We start from the raw sequence: 16,668 nt of genomic DNA, 5'->3' as shown, positions 1-16,668 counted from the left end.
CGTGCCGGACGAGGACGGGAAGGAATAGGCGCTACCCGTCGTCCCGAGCGAAGCGCAGCGTAGCCGAGGGACCTCTTCCGTCAGCCTAAGCATTCCGAAAAGGTCCCTCCACTACACCTCGCTCCGCGAGGCTTCGGTCGGGACGACGGAGCTAAGCGTTCGGGTCGCCGGCGTTCGGGAAGAAGAGCTGCTCGCCGTTGATCTTGTAGTTGGCAACGGCGTCCTGGCCCTCGCGCGCGATCAGCCAGTCGATGAACTGCTGCCCTTTCGCCTTCTTCACGTGCGGATGCTTGGCCGGATTCACCAGCATCACGCCGTACTGGTTGAACAGCCGCTTGTCGCCCTGCACCAGGATCGCGAGGCCGCCCTTGTTCTTGAACGACAGCCAGGTCCCGCGGTCGGTCAGCACGTAGGCATCGGCCGCCGAGGCGGTGTTGAGCGCCGCGCCCATGCCCTGCCCGATCGACTTGTACCAGAGACCCTTGTCGCGCTCGAGGTCGATACCGGCCTCCTTCCAGAGCTTGAGCTCGGCGACATGCGTGCCCGAGCGGTCGCCGCGCGAGATGAAAGGCAGGCCCTTGTCCCTGATGATGTGCAGCGCCTCGACGACGTCCCTGGCCTTGCCGACGCCGGCCGGATCGCTGCGCGGCCCGACCACGATGAAGTCGTTGTACATCACCGGATGGCGCTTCACGCCGAAGCCCTCGGCGACGAACTTCTCCTCCTCCGACCTGGCATGCACGAACACGACGTCGGCATCGCCGCGCCGCCCGACGTCGAGCGCTTGCCCGGTGCCCAGCGCCACCACCTTCACGTCGATCCCGGTGCTCCTCTTGAACAAGGGCAGGATGTCCCCGAACAGGCCGGAGTCCTGGGTCGAGGTCGTCGAGGCGACGACGATCGAGTTGTCCTGCGCCAAGGCGGGAACGGCGAACGCCAAGGCGACGGCGAGCAACAGGCGGCGGATCATACGAGCAACTCCCCGGCGATGAACTTGCGCGCCTCTTCCGTGGCGGGCGCATCGAAGAAGCGGGGTGCGGCGGCAGCTTCGACGACCCGGCCACGATGCAGCAAAACCACCTCGCCCGCCAGCCGCCGCGCCTCGCCGAGGTCGTGGGTCGACATCACGACCTTGATCCCTTGCCGGCCGACGGCGCGGATCACGTCCTCCATCGCCTTGGTCGAGGCAGGATCGAGGCTGGCCGTGGGCTCATCGAGAAACAGGATCGTGGGATCGCGCGCCAGCGCGCGAGCCAGTGCCAGCCGCTGCTGTTCGCCGCCGCTCAGCCGCCGCGCCGGCCGCGTCGCGGCGTGCTCCAATCCGACCAGCGCCAGCAGTTCGGCAGTGCGGTCGGCATCGGCCATCGCGTAGCGCACGTTGGCCTCGGCTGTGCGGCGCAGCATGGTCGGCCGCTGGAAAACGATGGCCCGCCGCGGCTCGCCCTCGCGCAGGATGCGGCCGGATGTCGGCGGCAGCAGGCCCATCGCAGCGCGCAGCACGGTGCTCTTGCCGGCGCCGTTGGGGCCGATCAGCACCGTCGGTGCACCAGCCGCCAGCGTGAGCGACAGGCGGTCGAGCAGGGTCACCGCCCCCGCCGCGATCGTCACCTCGTCGAAGCGGATCATCCCGCCAGCCGTTCTGCCGCGCGCCGCAGCGCCCAGGCGAGCCCGTTGACCGCCAGCACGATCGCGATCAGCACCAGGCCGAGGCCGATCGCCAGCGGCAGGTTGCCCTTGGAGGTCTCGAGCGCGATCGCCGTCGTCATGGTGCGGGTGAAGCCATCGATGTTGCCGCCGACGATGATCACGGCGCCGACCTCCGCAGCGGCGCGGCCGAAGCCGGCCAGCAGCGCGGTGATCAGGCTGAAGCGGGCATCCCAGACCAGGGTGGTGATGCGGCGCAAGGGGCGGACATCCATCGCCGTCAGCTCGTCGCGATACTCCAGCCACAGGTCCTCTATGGTCTGGCGCGCGAGCGCCGCGATGATCGGCGTCACCAGGATGGTCTGGGCGATCACCATCGCCTGCGGCGTGAACAGCAGTCCCCACTCGCCCAGCGGACCCGAGCGCGACAAGGCGAGATAGACGATCAGGCCGATCACCACCGGCGGCAGGCCCATCATGGCATTGAGGAACACGATCGCGGCGTCGCGGCCGCGGAAGCTCGACAGCGCGATCGCCGCCCCCAGAGGCACGCCGATCAGGGCCGCCAGCAGCACGGCCGACAGGCTGACGACCAGCGCCAGCCGTACGATCGCGAACAGCGCCGGATCGCCCGTCAGAACGAGGTCCAGCGCGGAGAGATTCTCGGGCATCGTCCGTCTTCTCGCAAACAAACGGAGCACTGTCATCCCGAGCGCAGCGAGGGACCCTTCCGATAAAGATCCCTCGGCCATCGGCCTCGGGATGACAGCGTGACGCTTCGGCTTCGAGCAAGAATGCTCTAGTCTCGCGACCCGATGATCAGGGGGCAAACGCCATGAAGCGCTGGAAGCATCGTCCCGAAGGCTCGACCTGGGGCGATTGGGGCGACGACGATCAACTCGGCCGCCTCAACCTGATCACCCCCAAGAAGGTGATGGAGGGCATCGCCGAGGTGAAGGAAGGCCTGTCGTTCTGCCTCAGCCTGCCGCTCGACTTCCCGGGCGGCAACGTGCTGAATTCGCGCCGGCTGCCGCCGGTGCTGTCGCCGACCGGTGACGAGAACGGCTGGCGGTTCAACTTCCTCACCAACTCGCTCAATCCGCTGTTCCAGGACGTGGCGTGCGACGACCGCGTGATCCTGACGCTGCAGTATTCGACGCAGTGGGATACGCTGGCCCATGTCGGCGGGATGTTCGATGCCGACGGCGACGGCGTGCCCGAGCCGCTGTTCTACAACGGCTACAAGTCGGGCTCGGACGTGGTCGGCCCGCAGACCGATGCCGGCCGCGACGGCTGCGGCCATCTCAGCTACGCCCACAAGCTCGGCGTCGAGAACATGGCGGCCAAGGCGATCCAGGGCCGGGCCGTGCTGGTCGATCTCGAGAAGCACTACGGCCGCGACCACAAATATGTGAGCTTCGAGGACTTCCAGCGTGTGCTGGAAGCGGACAAGGTGGCGGTCGAGCCGGGTGACATGCTGCTGCTCTACACCGGCTTCACCGACGAGATCCTGCAGATGAACAAGAAGGTCGATGCGGCCCGCGCCCATGCGATGTGCAGCGTGCTCGACGGGCGCGACAAGCGGCTGCTGCAGTGGATCACCGATAGCCAGATCTCGGCATTGATCGCCGACAACTACGGCGTCGAGGCGGTACCGGCGCGGCCCGGGCCGGAGGGTGCGCAGCATCCGTCGCTACCGCTGCACAATCACTGCCTGTTCAAGCTCGGGCTCAATCTCGGCGAGATCTGGTGGCTGAAGGATCTCGCGCTGTGGCTGCGCGAGCGCGGCCGCTCGCGCTTCCTGCTGACCGCGCCGCCGCTGCGCCTGCCCGGCGCCGTCGGCTCGCCGGCGACGCCGGTCGCGACCGTCTAGGAGCGGAATGGACAGCGCCTTCACGAGCCTCGTCGCGGATGCGCTGGGCGCAACGCCGTTCCGGTTGCTCGATGTCGGCTGCTCGGGCGGCCTCGATCCGCGCTGGCGGGCGTTCGGCGACCGGCTGCAGGCGATCGGCATCGATGCCAGCCGCGCCGAATGCGCCCGCCTCGCCAAGACGGAGACCCTGCCGGGCGTGGAGTACGTGCCGACCTTCGTTGCCGGCGTCGCCGGCAAGCCGGTCGATCTCGAACGCGGCCAGGCCTCGCCGCTGATCATGGCGGTGCGCGAGCGTCTCTCCTTCATGCGCACCCGCGAGATCCGACAGGCGCGCCTCGCCAAGGCCGAGATCGAGGAGCAGCTCCGCCACAACGCCTGGGAGATGACCGATTTAGCCGACAGCACCTGCCCGGCGGCGGTGGCCGACCTGCTGGCAGCGCGCGACTGGCGCGACTTCGACTACCTGAAGATCGACATCGACGGCTCGGACTTCGAGGTGCTGCAGACCTTCGACGGCAAGCTCGGACCCGCCGGCGTGCTGGGCGTGCAGCTCGAGGTCAACTTCATCGGCACCGAGTCCGACAGCGACCATACCTTCCACAACACCGACCGCTTCATGCGGCGGCAGGGCTACGAGCTGATGCGGCTCGACGTTCGGAACTACTCCTCGCGCGCCCTGCCCGGTCGCTATGTCTGGCCGACGCCGGCCGAGACCCTGTTCGGCCGGCCGTTCCAGGGCGAGGCATGGTACGCCCGCGACTTCGAGCGCGCAGCGCTCGACACCGCCAAGCTGCTGAAGCTCGCCGCCATCTACTCGGCGATCGGCGTGCCCGACATGGCGGCCGAGCTGCTGCAGAAGCGCGGAGCCGGGCTGGCCGGCCTCGGCATAGAGCGCGCGCTCGATCTGCTGGCCGCGCAGGCGCAGTCCGAGCGGATCCACAAGCTTGGCTACCAGCGCTACATGCAGGGCTTCGAGGCCGACGCCTCGCATTTCTATCGCCGCGAGGGCGACTATACGTGGGCCGAGCGCTTCGCCGCCGCATGGTCGGCGTTCCGCAAGCCCAGGCGCTGACATTCGCCGCCGACGGCCCTCAGGATCGGCCAGACCGCGCCGAAGAGCGCCGAAGCCCGCCGGCCGTCACCGCCCGCGGTCGCGTGTCAATTGTTTCAGGCCTTCTTCTCCCAGCCCCTGTCGGTCTGCTGCCAATAGACCACGGCGTGCCCCGCCGCCTTGTAGGCCTTCCAGCGCTCGCGCGAGTCGGCCACCGCGGCCTCGTCGCGGCCGTCGAACAGCTCGAAGCAGCGCTTGTAGTCGGCAACGCGCTCGGACCTGGCGCGATCGGCGACGAACAGGAAGGCGGCGCCGTTGGGGTTCTCGTCGTGATGGGTCAGCCAGACCGGCTGCCGCTCGGCCTCGCCGTCGCGCGCCGAGCCGTGCGGCAGGAAGCCGTTGGGATCGAAGGTCCAGAGGTGGGTGTTCAGCGCATCGACCCGCTCTGGCGAGCCGAGCAGCACCACCGCCCGCTCGCCGGCCTGCAGGGTCTTCTCCAGCAGGCGCGGCAGCGCGTCCTCGAGCGACGACTTGGTCAGGTGATAGAAATTGACCTCGGTCGCCATCGGCCCGTCAACGCTCCCTTCAGCGCTCGTAGCTGTCGGCGATCCACCTGTCGAGCAGCCGCACGCCGAACGCCGAGGCGCCCTTGGGCGTGGTCTCGTTGCCCTTGCCCCAGGCGGTGCCGGCAATGTCGAGATGCGCCCAGGCGACGCCCTCCTGCACGAAGCGATGCAGGAACTGCGCCGCCGTGATCGAGCCGCCGTCGCGGCCGTTGCTGACGTTCTTCATGTCGGCGATGTCCGAATCGATCAGCTTGTCGTACTTGGGCCCGAGCGGCATGCGCCACAGCTTCTCGCCGATCTCCGAGCCGGCCGCGCGCAGCCGGTTGGAAAGCGGGGTGTTGTTGCTGAACAAGCCCGCCCGCTCATGGCCCAGCGAGACCACGATCGCGCCGGTGAGGGTCGAGAGCTCGACCATCGCCTGCGGCTTGTATTTGTTCTGCACGTGCCACATCGCATCGCACAGGATCAGCCGGCCTTCGGCGTCGGTGTTGATCACCTCGACGGTCTGGCCCGACATCGAGGTCCAGACGTCGCCCGGCCGCTGCGCATTGCCGTCTGGCATGTTCTCGACCAGCGCGCAGATGCCCACGACATTCACCCGCGCCTTGCGCGCCGCCAGGAGTCGCATCGCCCCCGTCACCGCCGCCGCGCCGCACATGTCCATTTTCATGTCTTCCATACCGCCCGCGGGCTTGAGCGAGATGCCGCCAGTATCGAAGCAGACGCCCTTGCCGACCAGCGCGATCGGCTGCTGCGACTTCGGGCCGTTCATCCAGGTCATGACGAGCATCTGCGATTCGCGGCGGCTGCCGTGGCCGACGGCGAGCAGGACGTTCATGCCGAGCTTCTTCATCTCGGCCTCGCCCAGGATCTCGACCTTGACGCCGACCTTGGTGAGCAGCTGGCGGGCGCGGCGGGCGAACTCGACCGGGTAGAGCACATTGGCCGGCTCGTTGCCGAGGTCGCGGGCGAGGAAGACCGAGTCGATCGCCGGTTCGAGCGCGGCATAAGCGCGGCGCGCGTCGGCCGAGCCGGCAACGACCATGGTGATCTGCTCGAGCGAGGGCTTCTGCTCGGGCTTCTCCTTGGTCTTGTACTTGTCGAAGTGGTAGGAGCGCAGTTGCGCACCGAGCGCAATATGCGCCGCGACCTGGGCCGGCGGCACGCGGTTGCCCTTCACCGGATCGACCACGATCGTGACGGCCTTCAGGCCGGCGCCGTTGGCATCGGCGGCGATCAGGCCGCCCAGCGCCTCGGCGGTACGGGCATCGAGCTCGCGGGCCTTGCCGACGCCAAGCAGGATCAGACGGCCGTAGCCCTGCTGGCCGAGCACGGTCAGCGTCTTGCTCTTGGAGCCGGTGAAGCGGCTCGCCTCCATCGCGCGCACGAGGGCGCCGCCGGTCGCCGTGTCGATCGCCTTGGCGGTGACCTGGAGTTGCTTTTCGGCGCCCACGAATACCGCGACGTTGCCGGAGAAGGCCCTGGGAAAGGCCGAAAATTCCACTTTCATTGGGTTCCTCGTGTTTGCCGAAGTTTCCACCCCTGCGACCGTAGGGCGCAAGGTGCGAATTGCGTCTCGGGCGCCGCGACAGTATCAGTACCGGCCCTCAAAACGGGAATGAAAATGACTGTCTCTGCCCTCCCCCGCGTCAATGTCGTCGGCCTCGGCAAGCTCGGCGCGCCGCTCGCTGCAGTGCTCGCCAGCCGCGGCTTCACCGTGATCGGTCTCGACGTCAGCAAGACGCTCGTCGACGCGCTGAACGCCGGCAAGATGCCCATCATCGAGCCGCAGCTCAACGAGCTGATCGCCGAGAACCGCGAGCGCCTGTCGGCCACCATGGACGCCAACGAGGCGATCCAGAAGACCGACGCCTCGTTCGTGATCGTGCCGACGCCGTCCAACAAGGAGACCGGCTTCTTCTCCAACAGCTACGTGCTGAAGGCGATGGAGACGCTGGGCAAGGCGCTGCGCAACAAGAAGGGCTATCACCTCGTGGTCATCACCTCGACGGTGATGCCGGGCTCGACCGATGGCGAGATCAAGCAGGCGCTCGAGGCCGCCTCGGGCCGCAAGGTCGGGCCGGATCTCGGCCTCTGCTACAATCCGGAATTCATCGCGCTGGGCTCGGTCGTGCGCGACATGCTCTATCCCGATTCGATTCTGGTCGGCCAGGCCGACGGGAAGGCCGGCGACATGCTGGAGACGATCTACCGGCAGATGTGCGTCAAGAACCCGCCGGTGCAGCGCATGAACCTGGTGAGCGCGGAGCTGACCAAGATCTCGGTCAACACCTACGTCACCACCAAGATCTCCTACGCCAACATGCTGGCCGACATCTGCGACCGCCTGCCGGGCGCCGACGTCGACGTGGTGACCAAGGCGCTGGGCGCCGACACCCGTATCGGCCCGAAGTACCTCAAGGGCGCGATGGGCTATGGCGGCCCGTGCTTCCCGCGCGACAACGTCGCCTTCGCGGCGCTGGCCCGCAAGCTCGGCGCCAAGGCCGACGTCGCCGAGGCGACCGACCAGATCAACAACTACCAGGTCGAGCGCCTGACCGGGCTGGTGTCGAAGTTCGCCAAGGCCGGCACGCGCATTGCCCTGCTGGGCCTCTCCTACAAGCCGCAGACGCCGGTCGTCGAGGAGAGCCATAGCGTGAAGCTCGCCGGCGCCTTGGCCGACAAGGGCTACATCGTGACGGTGCACGATCCGCTCGCCCAGGAAGCGGCGCTGAACGTGCTCGGCGAACGGGCGCTCGGCGCGGCGTCGCTCGAATCGGCGGTCAGGGACGCCGACCTGCTGATCGTCGCCACCGGCTGGCCCGAGTACCAGACGATCGATCCCGCCTGGGCCAAGCGCGACAACGGCCAGCGGCTCACCATCCTCGATCTGTGGCGCACCCTGCCGGCCGACGCGTTCGAGCCGGTCGCCGACCTGCTGTACGTCGGCTACGGCCGCTAGGCTAGCGGCAATCGTGAGTGAGATTCAGGCCGAGCGCGTCAACCGGCCTTCTTCCTGAACTTCAGCAGCACCTTCTCCCTCATCGTCGCCGGCGGTTCGGCCAGCGGCAGGCCGGCCAGCACCTGGCTGCAGAAGGGGTTGATATTGGCGCCGACGTAATCGGTAAAGATCGGCCAGTATTTGTTGTAGATCACGTTAACGCCGATGCAGCGGCGCGGAGTCTGGCGGCCCTTGGGCCGCGTGTCGACCTCGGTCGAGGCGGCGCGGCGGAACAGGCGCTCGACGATCGCGAGCTGACGACGGTCGGCCGGCGCTTCCTCGCGGCCGACCCGCACGGGGTCGTCGATCTGCTGGGTTGCCAGGCCGAACTCGAACAAGAAAAGCTCTGCACGCTTCAGTTGATCTGCAAACCGGCCGCTCTCGATCGCCGCATTGCTGACCGCGAGCCCCAGCTCCTGGGGCACCAGCACCGGCCCGGTGAAGCCCATGCCTCGCCACGCCACCGCGAAGCGCTGCACGAAGTCGGCGCGGCAGCCCGCGACCAGGATGGCGGTCTCCTTCGGGTAGGTCAGCACCTGGTCGCAGACGAACGGCAGGGTATGGAGCAGATCGTAGGTCAGGTCGTCGAACAGGTGCCATTCGACGCTGGTGCTGGTGAACGGCACCGACGCCGGTTCCATCGCCTTGCCCAGCCCCGCGGTGAAGCGCTCGTAGGAAGTGTCGCGGTCGAGCCGCACCTCCTCGACCTTCGCTTCCGGCCAGCCCCAGTCGTCGGCCTGCTCGGGAATGTAGGGCGAGCTCACGTTCCAGATGTACTTGTCGTGGCTGTTCATCGTGGTCTTGCGGCCCTTGTTGTTGGCCGCCGCCACGCGGGTGTGGTCGCAGTGATAGCCGAACGCCTTGTCCATCAGCGTGTCGACCCGGCCGCGATAGAGCGCCAGCCGCGCCGCCAGGTTGGAATCGCAGTGCCAGCCCAGGATCATCGATTCGTCGAAGCCGTGGATGGCGAACATGTCCTCGCGCAGCACCGCCTGGAAGTCGCCGAGCGCGTCGTACTTCATCGGCATGAAGTTGTGCACCACCTGGTTGAGGTGGAAGCGCACCGACCAGTCGCGCAGCTTGGTGAGATTGCCGGCCGCATCCTTGCGGTCGAATGCGGCCTCCCACAGCATCTCGGGGATCTCGAAGCGCGGGATCTGGTAGAAGCCGTCGGGCAGCGCGCCCAGGATGTCGCTGAGCGATTCGCCCTCGTTGCGCGGCACCAGCAGCATGTCGGTGTTGGTGTAGAGGATCCAGCGGTTCTTCGGGTTCGACCGCCGCAGCGCCACGTTGCGCGACTGCGATTCGAGCGCCACCAGATGGGTCTTCGACTTCAGGTGGGCATGCTGCTCGGGCCGCACCCGCAGGATGCGCATGTGCCGCTTGGCCTTGTCGGTCAGCGTGTCGTGGATCGCCTCGGGGAAGGTCGGATGGTCGTCCGGCGTGTTGTAGTCGACGAACAGGATCTCGTCGTCGGGATCGGACATCACCTCGGCCAGCGCATTGAAGCTGATCGCCGCGCGCTTGTGCAGGTTGTAGCCGTGCTGGTCGTTGCGGCCGTAGATGATGACGGAGAACATCGGCTTCCCTCCTAGCGGCGCGACAGCTCGTTGCGCGCGGCGGCGTACTCGATCAGGGCGGGCGGCGCGGTCTCGACGACGTCCTTGTAGCGCTCGAGCTGGAACAGCGCCTCGATTCGGCGGCCCTCGGTCGTGGCAGCAGCCAGCACCATCTCGGCGTTGGTCTTGCCGGCCAGCAGCGCGAACAGCGGTGCCGGCCAGGGGCCGTCGGCCGCCGCTGCCGCGGCATCGCCCAACCGGCCGAGGCGGCGCAGCGCCGTCAGGCGATAGAGCCGCCAATAGGGATCGTCCGGATGGGCCTCGATCGCGCGCTCGAGCTCCGGCAGCGCCGCCGCCCAGTCGGCGAGCCGCAGCAGCACGCAGGCACGCGCCGCGGCCTGCCGCTCCGGCAGCAGCGCGAGCTGCCGCCGCCAGTCGGCATTGGCCTTGCCGATGTTGCCCATCGCGGCATGGGCGACGGCGCGGCCGCTCAAGGTCTCGGGCGCCTTGTGATTGTGGCGCAGCGACACGGTGAACGAGGCGACGGCCTGCCGGTAGCGGCCCAGCAGCGACAGCGCCTCGCCGCGCATCGCCAGCAGCGCCGAGTCCTTCTCCTTGATCTTCAGTGCCCGCTCGTAGGCGCGCAGCGCCTCGGCCGGCCGGCCGAGCGCCAGCAGCGCATTGCCGACGGCGGCGTGGGGAAGCGCCCCGGTCTTGATGCGCTCCAGCGCCAGCTCGTAGGATTCGACCTCGAAGCTCAGCCGTCCCTGCTGGCGCCAGAGGTAGCTGCGATCGGGCGCGCCGGTGCGGTGCGCGGCCCACAGCCGGCGGGCATGCTCGTAGTCGGGCCGCGCCGCGTCGCTCTTGCCTTGCATGTCGAGGCATTCGGCGCGCGAGCTTACGGCGTCGGCGAAGTCGGGCAGCAGCTCGATCGCCCGGTCGAAGTCGGCCACCGCCGCCTCGAGGTCGCCGGCACGCATGCGAAAGCGGCCGCGGCGGAACAAGGCCTGTCCCTGCCGCTCGGGGTCGGGATCGTCGATACCGGGAAAGTCCGCGGCGATGGCCTTTCGCCAAAGGCCGACGCCCGCCAGCGCGGATTTCAAAAAACCTTGCTTTGCCAATAAGTCCTCGGGCTTGGGCGTGTCCGGCTAAACCACCTGCTCCGGTGCGTCAAGCGGCGCATCGTACCATCTGCAGGGTGGGCGCGGACAGGTTCAGGCCGTGGTCAGGCCCTTCAGTTGGGCGTGGCGATGGCAGTTGCACAGCCCCGCCTGATGGAAGCGGTACATGTCGGCCCATAGCGCCATCGGGTTGGGCTTCTCCGCCGCGCCGTACTCGCGGTACAGCGCCGCCACGTTCATGACGATGCGCTCGGAATCGATCCAGTCGACATAGGGCTCGAGCGAGATCTGGGTCGCGGCCTCGTAGGCGCCGACGCCCGCGTCGTAGCGCTTGCGCGCCTCGCGGTCGATGTACTCGAGGTAGCCGCGGAAGGTCGCCACGCCCGCCTTGTCGGTGATCGGGCCATGGCCCGGCACGACGATCTCGACGTCCCAGCCCAGGATCGTGTCGCAGGCCTTGATCCAGTTTCGGATCGGCCCGGCCCAGATCACCGGATGGCCGCCCATGAACAAAAGGTCGCCGGTGAAGACGATCTTCTCCTTGGGCAGATAGACGAGCAGGTCGCCCCTGGTGTGCGCCGGCCCCGCCTCGTGGAGCTGCACCTGCTTGTCGCCGACCTTGAGGTCGAGCCGGCCGTCGAAGGTCTGCGTCGGCGCGGTGTAGACGACATCGTCCCATTCGAAGTGCCGCGCCATCATCTCGTAGAGGAATTTGCCGCCGTCGCCGAGCGCCTCGCGATTGCGGATCATGGCGGCCAGCGCCTCGGGCGGCCGGTCGAGCATCTCCTGCGCGCAGGCCTTGGTGGTGACGATCTCGGAGCCGCCGAGAAGCTGGTTGCCGAAGGTGTGGTCGCCGTTGGAATGCGTATTGACCAGCGTGCCGATCGACTTCGCGGCCGGCACCGCGTCGCGCATCGTGCCCAGCATCTCGCGCGTGAGCCTGAGGTCGAACAGCGTGTCGACCAGCAGGCTGCGGTCGCCGTCCGTGATCAGGCCGGCATTGCTCCAGCCCCAGCCACCGTCAGGCTGGAGATACGCATGACAGCCGCCACCGATGTCGTGCAGACCTTTTGTGAATTGCCACTTGGCCATGTCGATCCTCCCGGCTGCCGGCGATTTTAGCGGGTCACGCGGCGGGAAAACACGTTCTTCCTCACGACCCGTCCGCGCTGCCAACGTTTTGCTGCGAGCGCACCGAACTTTGGCAACGTCGATTATTGAGACGCCGCGCGAAGGCGGGCATTTCAAGGGGCGTGCATCACTTCGGTTCCATTCGCTCGAGCTGTCGACGCGGCCATTGCCACTGATCGTCGATTGCCTTGTCTGAAGTCAAAGGCCGGCCCGAGCGCCGGCAGGAGTGACGTCATGTCCATCCCGTTTTCCCGCCGCTTCGTGCTGACGGCGGCCGCCGCCCTCGGCCTGCCCATCGCCGCGCGCGGCCAGACGCCGGCGGCGGTCACGCTGACCAACGTTTCGTACGATCCCACCCGCGAGCTCTATCGCGCGCTCGACGCGGACTTCGCCAGGACCTGGCAGGCCGCCACCGGCCAGAAGGTCACCGTCCGCACCTCGCACGGCGGCTCGGGCAAGCAGGCCCGCTCGGTGATCGACGGCCTCGAAGCCGACATCGTCACGCTTGCCCTGGCCGGCGACATCGACGCCATCGCGCGCGAATCCAAGCGCCTCCCCGCCGACTGGCAGAAGCGCCTGCCCAACAACTCCGCTCCCTACACCTCGACCATCGTGTTCGTGGTGCGCAAGGGCAATCCCAAGGGCGTCAAGGACTGGCTGGATCTCGCCAAGCCCGGCGTCTCGATCATCACGCCCAATCCCAAGACCTCGGGCGGCGCGCGCTGGAACTACCTCGCCGCCTGGGCCTACGAAATCGACCGCACCAAGGGCGACGAGGCGGCGGCGCAGAAGTTCGTCGAGGCGATCTACAGGAACGTCCCGGTGCTCGACTCGGGCGCGCGCGGCTCGACCACGACCTTCGCCCAGCGCGGCGTCGGCGACCTGCTGATCGCCTGGGAAAACGAGGCCCTCCTCACCCTGCAGGAGTTCGGCGCCGACAAGTTCGAGATCGTCGTGCCGCCCTTCTCGATCCTGGCCGAGCCGCCGGTGTCGTTGGTCGATGCGGTGGCCGACAAGCGCGGCACCCGCAAGGTCGCCGAGGCCTACCTCAACTACCTCTACTCGCCGGCGGCGCAGAAGATCATCGCGAAGAACTTCTATCGTCCCTTCAAACCCGAGCAGGCCGACCCGACCGACCTCGCCCGCTTCCCGAAGATCCGGCTGGTCACCATCGACCAGGCGTTCGGCGGCTGGACCAAGGCACAGGCCACGCACTTCGCCGACGACGGCCAGTTCGACCGCCTCTACAAGCCGGGCGGGACGGCAACGCGATGAGCGTCGCCGTCCAGTCGTGGAGCCCGTCCTGGCCTCCGGCGATCCCGAAGCCCGGCGCGCTGCCGGGCTTTGGGATCACCTTCGGCTTCACCCTCACCTACCTGTCGCTGATCGTGCTGATCCCGCTCGCCGTGCTGGTGTGGCGCGCCAGCGGGCTCGGGCTCGACGGCATCTGGCGGGTCGCGACGACGCCACGCGTGCTGGCCGCGCTCGAGACCAGCTTCGTGATCTCGGCGGCAGCCGCGCTGGTCAACGCCCTGTTCGGCATGATCGTCGCCTGGGTGCTGACGCGCTACAGCTTCCCCGGCCGTCAGCCCATCGACGCCGCCGTCGACCTGCCGTTCGCGCTGCCGACCGCCGTCGCCGGCATCGCGCTGGCCGCGCTCTACGCCCCGAACGGCTGGATCGGCGCGCTGTTCGAGCCGTGGGGCATCAAGATCGCCTTCACGCCGCTCGGCATCTTCATTGCCCTGGTGTTCATCGGCCTGCCCTTCGTGGTGCGCACGGTGCAGCCGGTGCTGCAGGACCTCGACCGCGAGATCGAGGAGGCCTCGGCAACGCTGGGCGCGACGCGGCGCCAGACCTTCTTCCGCGTCGTGTTGCCGGCCCTGCTGCCCGCGCTGCTCACCGGGATCGCCCTCGCCTTCGCCCGCGCCGTCGGCGAGTACGGCTCGGTGATCTTCATCGCCGGCAACATGCCGTTCAAGTCGGAGATCGCCCCGCTGCTGATCGTCGCCCGGCTGGAGGAGTACGACTATGCCGGCGCCTCGGCGATCGCGACCGTCATGCTGGTGATCTCTTTCGCCGCCCTGCTCGCCATCAACCTCCTGCAGGCGGTCAGCCGCCGGAGAATGGGCGATGCGTGACACCGCATTAGCCGAAAGCGCCGTCACATGCTGGGTTCTGACCGGGATCGCGATCGGCTTCCTCGGCCTGTTCCTCGCCCTGCCGCTGCTGGCCGTGTTCAGCGAGGCGCTGCGCCGCGGGGTCGATGCCTATCTCGCCGCGTTCGACGATCCCGACACGCAGTCGGCGATCGGGCTCACCCTGCTGATCGCCGCGATCGCCGTGCCGCTCAACCTGGTGTTTGGCGTGTGCGCGGCCTGGTCGATCGCCAAGTTCTGGTTCCCAGGCAAGAGCTTGCTGGTCAGCCTGATCGATCTGCCCTTCTCGGTCTCGCCGGTCGTCTCGGGCCTGGTCTACGTGCTGCTGTTCGGCGCCAAGGGCCTGCTCGGCCCGACGCTCAGCGACTGGGACTTCAAGATCATCTTCGCCGTGCCCGGCATCGTGCTGGCGACCATCTTCGTCACCTTCCCCTTCATTGCCCGAGAGCTGATCCCGCTGATGCAGGAGCAGGGCACCGCGGAAGAGGAAGCGGCGATGACGCTCGGCGCCTCGGGCTGGCGCACCTTCCTGACCGTCACCCTGCCCAACGTCCGCTGGGCGCTGCTCTACGGCGTGCTGCTCTGCAACGCGCGTGCGATGGGCGAATTCGGCGCGGTGTCGGTCGTCTCCGGCCACATCCGCGGCCTCACCAACACCATGCCGCTGCAGGTGGAGATCCTTTACAATGAGTACAACTTCGTCGCTGCTTTCGCCGTCGCCTCGCTCCTGGCGGGACTGGCCCTCGTCACCCTTGTCGGCAAGTCCATCCTCGAATGGCGATACGGGCACGGGCTCTCCGCCGTCCGGCGACGCTAACCCGGCCGCCGAGGCCGTCGCCATCGCGGCAGAGAGCCTCGGCAGGACCTTCGGCACCACCGTCGCGGTCGATTCGCTCGACATAGCCGTCGAGCCCGGCGAGCTGCTCGCTTTGCTCGGCCCGTCGGGCTCCGGCAAGACCACGCTGCTGCGGCTGGTCGCCGGACTCGAGACGCCGACCAGCGGCCGTATCCTGTTCGGCGGCGAGGACGCCACGCATCGGCCGGTGCGCGAGCGGCGGGTCGGCTTCGTCTTCCAGCACTATGCCCTGTTCAAGCATCTGAGCGTCGCCGAGAACATCGCCTATGGCCTGCGCGTGCGGCCGCGCGCCACCCGGCCCCCGGACAAGGAAATCCGCCGCCGCGTCGCCAAGTTGCTCGAGCTGGTGCAGCTTTCGGGTCTCGGCCGCCGCGCCCCGGCGCAGCTCTCGGGCGGCCAGCGTCAGCGCGTCGCGCTCGCCCGCGCGCTCGCCGTCGAGCCGCGCGTCCTGCTGCTCGACGAGCCGTTCGGCGCGCTCGACGCGCAGGTGCGGCGCGACCTGCGCCGCTGGCTGCGCGAGCTGCACGACCGCACCGGCCACACCACGCTGTTCGTCACCCACGACCAGGAGGAGGCGCTCGAGCTTGCCGACCGGGTCGCCATCCTGAACAAGGGGCGTATCGAGCAGATCGGCACGCCCGACGACGTGCTCGACCGCCCGGCAACCGCCTTCGTCGCAGGCTTCGTCGGCGAGGCCGTCCGCCTACCGGTCGAGCTCGCGCCGCACGCCTTGCGCATCGGCGGCCAGGCGATCGCGCTCGACCACGGCCTCCCGTCCGGCGCCGCCGCCCTGTTCGTGCGGCCGACCGACCTGACGCTGGCCGAGCCGTTCGGCGACAACCGGCTCACCGCGACGGTCGTCTCGGTGCGCCGCCGCGGGCCCGCGCGCCGGATCGAGCTGGCGATCGCCGACAGGCTGCCGACGGTGGAGATCGAGCTCGCGATCGGCCGCACCGTGCACCAGGGCCAGGCCGTGCATCTGCGTCTGCTCACGCCCCGGCTGTTCGCCTCATGACCGCCGCGATCGACCTGCAGCACCGCCTGGGCCTTGCGCCGCCTGCCACAGTGCTCGCCGCCGCGCTGCGCGAGCTGTTCCCCGGCCGCATCGCGGTGGTCTCGTCGTTCGGTTCGGAATCCGCCGTGCTGCTGCACCACGTCGCCGCGATCGATCCGGCGACCCCGGTGCTGTTCATCGACACCGGCCGGCACTTCGACGAGACCCTGGAATATCGCGACCGGCTGAGTGCCCATCTCGGCCTGACCGACGTGCGCGCGATCGGCCCGACGGTCGAAGAGGTCGCACGGCTCGATGCCGACGCCACGCGCGCCGTCTGGGATCCCGACGGCTGCTGCGCCTTCCGCAAGACCGCACCGCTGCGGCGCGCGCTCGCAGGGTTCGACGCCTGGATCACCGGCCGCAAGCGCTTCCAGGGCTCGACGCGTGTCGACCTGCCGGTGTTCGAAGCCGATCCGCCGCACATCAAGGTCAATCCCCTGGCGCGCTGGAGCAGTGCCGACATCACGGCCTACCGGGCCGAGCATCGCCTGCCCGCCCATCCGCTGGTCGCGCAGGGCTTCGCCTCGATCGGCTGCGCGCCCTGTACCTCGGCGGTGCGTCCCGGCGAGGACGCCCGCGCCGGCCGCTGGCGCGGCTTCGACAAGACCGAATGCGGAATCCATCAAAGACCGACAGGAAAGTAGAGTTGA

16 protein-coding genes are annotated in these 16,668 nt (G+C 68.4%); 8 read left to right on the top strand and 8 right to left on the bottom strand.

All coding sequences use genetic code 11. The features are described from left to right. Nucleotides 1–151: 151 nt before the first annotated feature. Genes J0J01_RS20170 through J0J01_RS20160 form a run of 3 tightly spaced genes read right to left on the bottom strand, consistent with a single transcriptional unit; the run spans nt 152 to nt 2,315 of the window. Nucleotides 152–970 (bottom strand): substrate-binding domain-containing protein, encoded by an 819-nt coding sequence (locus tag J0J01_RS20170; RefSeq protein WP_296383874.1) that lies wholly within the window; start codon nt 968–970, stop codon nt 152–154. Further along, a complete protein-coding gene (locus J0J01_RS20165; RefSeq protein WP_296383871.1) occupies nt 967–1,626 on the bottom strand; it encodes an ATP-binding cassette domain-containing protein in 660 nt (219 codons plus the stop codon). The genes J0J01_RS20170 and J0J01_RS20165 overlap by 4 nt, the downstream gene beginning before the upstream one ends. Continuing rightward, nucleotides 1,623–2,315 (bottom strand): ABC transporter permease, encoded by a 693-nt coding sequence (locus tag J0J01_RS20160; RefSeq protein WP_296383869.1) that lies wholly within the window; start codon nt 2,313–2,315, stop codon nt 1,623–1,625. Before J0J01_RS20160 ends, J0J01_RS20165 begins: the two co-directional genes overlap by 4 nt. Before the next feature lie 164 nt (nt 2,316–2,479). On the opposite strand from J0J01_RS20160, the gene J0J01_RS20155 reads away from it, so the two are divergent. Beyond that, nucleotides 2,480–3,517: a cyclase family protein gene (locus J0J01_RS20155; RefSeq protein WP_296383867.1), complete on the top strand. Its 1,038-nt coding sequence runs from the start codon at nt 2,480–2,482 to the stop codon at nt 3,515–3,517. 7 nt (nt 3,518–3,524) lie between these two features. Further along, on the top strand, nt 3,525–4,589 hold the full coding sequence (locus J0J01_RS20150) for an FkbM family methyltransferase (protein WP_296383866.1): 1,065 nt from the start codon (nt 3,525–3,527) through the stop codon (nt 4,587–4,589). Between the two features lie 95 nt (nt 4,590–4,684). Here the strand turns inward: J0J01_RS20150 and J0J01_RS20145 are convergent, their stop codons facing one another. Together J0J01_RS20145 and J0J01_RS20140 are read right to left on the bottom strand one after the other, a co-directional pair. Beyond that, on the bottom strand, nt 4,685–5,134 hold the full coding sequence (locus tag J0J01_RS20145; protein ID WP_296383863.1) for a DNA polymerase III subunit chi: 450 nt from the start codon (nt 5,132–5,134) through the stop codon (nt 4,685–4,687). A gap of 19 nt (nt 5,135–5,153) precedes the next feature. Next, the gene (locus J0J01_RS20140) at nt 5,154–6,644 is read right to left on the bottom strand and encodes a leucyl aminopeptidase (protein WP_296383861.1); all 1,491 of its coding nucleotides are present in this window, start codon (nt 6,642–6,644) and stop codon (nt 5,154–5,156) included. Between the two features lie 114 nt (nt 6,645–6,758). Here J0J01_RS20140 and J0J01_RS20135 point away from each other — a divergent pair, with 114 nt between their 5' ends. Then, nucleotides 6,759–8,096 carry a nucleotide sugar dehydrogenase gene (locus J0J01_RS20135; protein WP_296383859.1) on the top strand — a complete coding sequence of 446 codons (1,338 nt, stop codon included), beginning with the start codon at nt 6,759–6,761 and terminating at the stop codon, nt 8,094–8,096. Nucleotides 8,097–8,134: 38 nt separating this feature from the next. On the opposite strand, the gene J0J01_RS20130 is transcribed toward J0J01_RS20135, so the two are convergent. From J0J01_RS20130 to J0J01_RS20120, 3 genes are all read right to left on the bottom strand, one after another. After that, complete coding sequence (locus J0J01_RS20130) at nt 8,135–9,715, bottom strand: hypothetical protein (RefSeq protein WP_296383857.1); 1,581 nt, start codon at nt 9,713–9,715, stop codon at nt 8,135–8,137. A gap of 11 nt (nt 9,716–9,726) precedes the next feature. Then, nucleotides 9,727–10,797: a tetratricopeptide repeat protein gene (locus tag J0J01_RS20125; RefSeq protein WP_296383855.1), complete on the bottom strand. Its 1,071-nt coding sequence runs from the start codon at nt 10,795–10,797 to the stop codon at nt 9,727–9,729. A 111-nt stretch (nt 10,798–10,908) separates the two neighbouring features. Continuing rightward, nucleotides 10,909–11,907 carry an MBL fold metallo-hydrolase gene (locus tag J0J01_RS20120; protein WP_296383853.1) on the bottom strand — a complete coding sequence of 333 codons (999 nt, stop codon included), beginning with the start codon at nt 11,905–11,907 and terminating at the stop codon, nt 10,909–10,911. A gap of 273 nt (nt 11,908–12,180) precedes the next feature. Between J0J01_RS20120 and J0J01_RS20115 the strand changes: the two genes are divergently transcribed. The 5 genes from J0J01_RS20115 to J0J01_RS20095 are packed head-to-tail and all read left to right on the top strand — an operon-like array spanning nt 12,181 to nt 16,662. Then, nucleotides 12,181–13,221, top strand: a complete 1,041-nt coding sequence (locus J0J01_RS20115) for a sulfate ABC transporter substrate-binding protein (RefSeq protein WP_296383851.1) — start codon at nt 12,181–12,183, stop codon at nt 13,219–13,221. Continuing rightward, a complete protein-coding gene (cysT, locus tag J0J01_RS20110) occupies nt 13,218–14,087 on the top strand; it encodes a sulfate ABC transporter permease subunit CysT (RefSeq protein WP_296383849.1) in 870 nt (289 codons plus the stop codon). The genes J0J01_RS20115 and cysT overlap by 4 nt, the downstream gene beginning before the upstream one ends. Then, on the top strand, nt 14,080–14,922 hold the full coding sequence (cysW, locus tag J0J01_RS20105) for a sulfate ABC transporter permease subunit CysW (protein WP_296383847.1): 843 nt from the start codon (nt 14,080–14,082) through the stop codon (nt 14,920–14,922). The genes cysT and cysW overlap by 8 nt, the downstream gene beginning before the upstream one ends. Before the next feature lie 22 nt (nt 14,923–14,944). After that, entirely contained in the window at nt 14,945–15,976 is a 1,032-nt protein-coding gene (gene cysA / locus J0J01_RS20100) for a sulfate ABC transporter ATP-binding protein (protein WP_296384123.1), read from the top strand. Further along, the gene (locus J0J01_RS20095; RefSeq protein ID WP_296383845.1) at nt 15,973–16,662 is read left to right on the top strand and encodes a phosphoadenylyl-sulfate reductase; all 690 of its coding nucleotides are present in this window, start codon (nt 15,973–15,975) and stop codon (nt 16,660–16,662) included. Before cysA ends, J0J01_RS20095 begins: the two co-directional genes overlap by 4 nt. Nucleotides 16,663–16,668: the final 6 nt, after the last annotated feature.

This window comes from Reyranella sp. (assembly GCF_017305915.1).
Classification (GTDB): domain Bacteria; phylum Pseudomonadota; class Alphaproteobacteria; order Reyranellales; family Reyranellaceae; genus Reyranella.
The sequence above is the reverse complement of the archived record's forward strand: the minus strand, read 5'-3'. Positions and strand labels throughout refer to the sequence as shown.